The following is a 4,074-nucleotide window of genomic DNA, read 5'->3' as shown; positions in this document are numbered from 1 at the left end:
CTAGGCTTTTGTTTCTACGCCGCTTCGCTTCTAGGGCGGACTTCGTCCTGCTAGGAACTGCTTCACAGTTAAGATTTTATAGAAGCGCCATAGAGTCATAGAGCCTAGGCCGCTACGCGGATAGTGCGCTTGCTTCGCTGTAAAGATTTTATAGAAGCGCAGCGCCCTAGAATCTAGCATCTAGGCTTTCTAAGCTTTCTAAGCTTTCTATCTTTTACCCTTAATTCATTACAAAAAATTTAAATAAATTGGGATCATATAATGACGTTTAGTTACAAAACACTTATTACATCATTTTTGCTTGTATCTGCGTCTGGGTGTGCCATTGTTCCCGGCAGCCATTTTGAGGGGATTGATTCTGGTGATCAAACAAGAAGCCTCGAGCAAGACTTAGACAAGGTCAATATTCAAATTATTGATGCATCATTAATAGCACAACAAAAACAACTTAGAAAAAGTGCTAAACCGATGTCGAGTTATGCCGGTATCGATACCAGCAATTATCAATACAAGTTAGGCGTTGGTGACGTATTAACCATCGGTGTATGGGATCACCCTGAGTTAACCATTCCTGCCGCGGTTCAACGTACGGCTGAGTTTGATGGTTTTAGGGTACAAGAAGATGGCACGGTAACGTATGCATATGCACCCAATATTCCAGCAGTAGGTAAAACGGTCAGACAACTGCATAAAGAATTGGTTGAACGGTTAAGCAAAGTCATAGCAGACCCTCAAGTCGATATTAAAGTGGTTGGTTTTCGAAGCCAAAAAACCTATATCACTGGTGAAGTCACCAAACCAGGTGTGTTTCCTATTACAGAAATTCCATTAACGCTTATTGATGCATTAAATCAGGCGGGTGGTTTGTCAGAGTTTGCCGACTGGCGCACGGTTACATTTACTCGTGGTGAAACCACCGAGGTTATTCAGTTAGACAAGTTTTATGCCCAAGGTGATATATCACAAAATCGTTTACTGCAAGACGGCGACATCGTGCATGTAAACCGTAACGATGCGCAAAAAGTGTTTGTGTTAGGCGATGTCAAAAAAGCTGGCACCGTCATGCTTAACCGTTATGGCTTAAACCTCGCAGAGGCGTTAAGTGACTCTGGCGGTTTAAACGAAAACACCGCCGATGCTAACGGCATATTTGTATTGCGTAAACGCGATTATCAACAAACCGGTATTTTAGCCGATGTATATCAACTACACGCAAAGAATATTGCCTCGTTGGTACTGGCTGAGCAATTTGAGCTACAACCGCACGATATTGTGTATGTAACCTCTGCACCATTGGCCCGTTGGAACCGCGTAATTAGCTTATTACTGCCTTCTGTCGCGACATTAGACAATATTGATGGTATTTCAAACTAATCAATCAATGTCTACTCCGTTAAGGACTTTACACTATGTTTGATTCAGTATTAATGGTTTGTGCAGGCAATATTTGCCGCAGCCCAACCGCTGAGTATGTATTAAAAAGCAAGCTTATCGATAAAAATATAACCATCACATCAGCAGGATTAACCGCATTAGTCGCTAAACCAGCTGATGCCATGGCGCAAAAAATTGCCTTAACTCATGGTGTGGTAATGGACACCCACCAGGGGCAGCAATTATCGTCGCAATTAATTGCCGCAAATAGTGTCATTCTAGTTATGGAACAACGCCATTTAAACGATGTTCACAGCCGCTACCCAGAGGCGCGTGGCAAAACGTTTTTATTAGGGAAATGGATTAATAATGCAGAAATTCCCGATCCGTATCGCCAAAGCCAAGAAGCCTTTGAGCATGTGTACGCATTAATCGATAGCGCGTGTAGCGCTTGGCAAAAATATCTATAAGGAATGGCAACTTAATGAGTGCTCAGCCTACAACAAAAAAAACTGATAACCTTGCTCAACAAACACAAGAAATCGATTTAATGGCATTGTTTGGCGCCTTGTTAGACCGCAAATATTTTATTATTGGTTTAACAACGTTATTTATGTTCGTTGGCGTGGTGTATGCAGTGTTATCAACACCTGTGTACCAAGCCACGGCAATGATCCAAGTCGAAGACAGTGGTTCATCTGTGCCCGGTTTAGATGATATGGCGGGGATGTTCGAAAGTACTTCAACAGCCGTGACCGAAATTGAGCTATTAAAATCACGATCGGTAATTGGTGAAGCTGTCGATACATTAAAGCTTGATGTTATTGCAGAACCAAATTTATTTCCATTTATTGGTTCTCGCTCATTTCGTAAATTTTCGCCTATGAATGACGGTGACTTAGCTGAACCAAGTTTTGGTGCCAGCAGTTATGCCTGGGGTGGTGAAACTATCGACGTGTTTCGGTTTGATGTACCAAAATCGGCTATCGACATAGAGTTCACTTTAGTCGCCTTAGGCAACAACGCGGTAGCGTTATTAAATGATGATGGCGAACAAATTCTTAAAGGCAAAGTAGGTCAAGAGCTTACAAACGGAAAATTTAGCTTAACGGTACGCACGTTACATGCACGCCCAGGCACTGAGTTTACCATTACACGTCAAGATAGATTAAACACTATTCTAGATTTACAGGCCGCAATAGGCGCCAGTGAAAAAGGTAAAGACTCAGGTATTATCAACTTAAGTTTACAAAGTGATAATCCCAGTTATGCCGAAACAGTACTCGATAAAGTCGCAGCTATTTATGTCCGTCGCAATGTAGAACGTAATTCTGCTGAAGCGCAAAAGTCATTAGAGTTTTTAGAAGTACAATTACCAGAAATTAAAAAGCAACTAGAGTTTGCCGAGCAACGCTTTAACGATTATCAAATAAAGCGTCAGTCTATTAACATCACCCTAGAAACCCAAGGCGTACTTGAGCAAGTTGTTAAGCTAGAAACTAAATTACAAGAGTTACAGCTAAAACGTTTAGAGCTTGGCCGAAAGTTCAAAAAAGATCATCCAACCTACCAGGGCATAATTGAGCAAATTAGCGCCGTAAATGATCAGAAAAAACAACTGGTAGGTGAGGTAGGTAACCTACCCGAAACTCAGCAAGAATTATTACGTTTAAAGCGCGATGTTGAAGTCAGTAACGAAATTTATACCATGCTACTAGGCAAAACTCAGGAGCTGGACATCGTTCGTGCTGGTACCGTGGGAAATGTGCGCATTATCGATTCTGCTGAAGTAAACACCTCCAAACCAGTAAAGCCTAAAAAAGCCTTAATCGTGGTTATGGCAACGATGTTGAGTGGTATGTTAGCGGTTGCCATTGTATTAGTGCAAAAAGCGATGCACCGTGGCGTAGAAGACCCTAGCGAGATTGAAGCAATCGGTTTACCAGTTTATGCCAGTGTGCCGTTTTCAGAAAATCAAAATAAGCTCATGGGTTTTACTAAATCGAGTAAAGCTAAAGCCGAGGCTAAAGCCAAATCGATTTTAGCCATCGATAATCCTGCCGATTTATCCATTGAGGCATTACGTAGCCTGCGCACCAGTTTACATTTTGCCATGATGGAAGCAAAAAATAATATTATTGCTATATCTGGCCCAAGCCCTGGAGTGGGTAAATCATTTATCTCGGTTAACTTAGCTGCAGTACTGGCCCAAAGTGGGAAGAAAGTACTGATCATCGATGCTGATATGCGCAAAGGTTATTTACAAACTCAGTTCGGTTTAAAGTGGGATGATGGTTTAAGTGATTACTTATCAGGCCGCTTAACGTTAGATGAGATAACTAAATCAAGTAAGATTGAAGGTTTAAAAGTCATTACTCGCGGACAAATACCACCAAATCCTTCCGAGTTATTGATGCACAGCAACTTTAGCAAGCTAGTAGATGAAGTCAGTAAAGCTTATGACTTAGTCATTATTGATACCCCGCCAATTTTAGCCGTAACCGATCCCGCTATTGTAAGTGCTCATACTGGCACTACGTTATTGGTTGCCCGTTTTGGCCAGAATCATTTACGTGAGATCGAATTGACTCGTAATCGCTTCGAGCAAAATGGTATTGACGTGAAAGGCGTTGTCTTCAATGGCGTAGTAAAGAAAGCCAGTAATGCATATGGCTATTATGGTTATTACAATTATGAGTA

3 protein-coding genes are annotated in these 4,074 nt (G+C 41.6%); all 3 read left to right on the top strand.

What is annotated here, in order from left to right; all coding sequences use genetic code 11:
• Positions 1-261: 261 nt before the first annotated feature.
• Positions 262-1,374, top strand: coding sequence for a polysaccharide export protein (locus CXF78_RS13660; RefSeq protein WP_102037105.1), 1,113 nt, complete (start codon positions 262-264; stop codon positions 1,372-1,374).
• 35 nt (positions 1,375-1,409) lie between these two features.
• Positions 1,410-1,844 (top strand): low molecular weight protein-tyrosine-phosphatase, encoded by a 435-nt coding sequence (locus tag CXF78_RS13655; protein ID WP_102037104.1) that lies wholly within the window; start codon positions 1,410-1,412, stop codon positions 1,842-1,844.
• 14 nt (positions 1,845-1,858) lie between these two features.
• On the top strand, positions 1,859-4,074 hold a 2,216-nt coding region (locus CXF78_RS13650), incomplete at its 3' end, for a polysaccharide biosynthesis tyrosine autokinase (protein ID WP_102037103.1).

Origin of the sequence: Shewanella sp. 11B5, from assembly GCF_002836795.1 — a bacterium.
GTDB classification, from domain to species: Bacteria; Pseudomonadota; Gammaproteobacteria; order Enterobacterales; family Shewanellaceae; genus Shewanella; species Shewanella frigidimarina.
The sequence above is the reverse complement of the archived record's forward strand: the minus strand, read 5'-3'. Positions and strand labels throughout refer to the sequence as shown.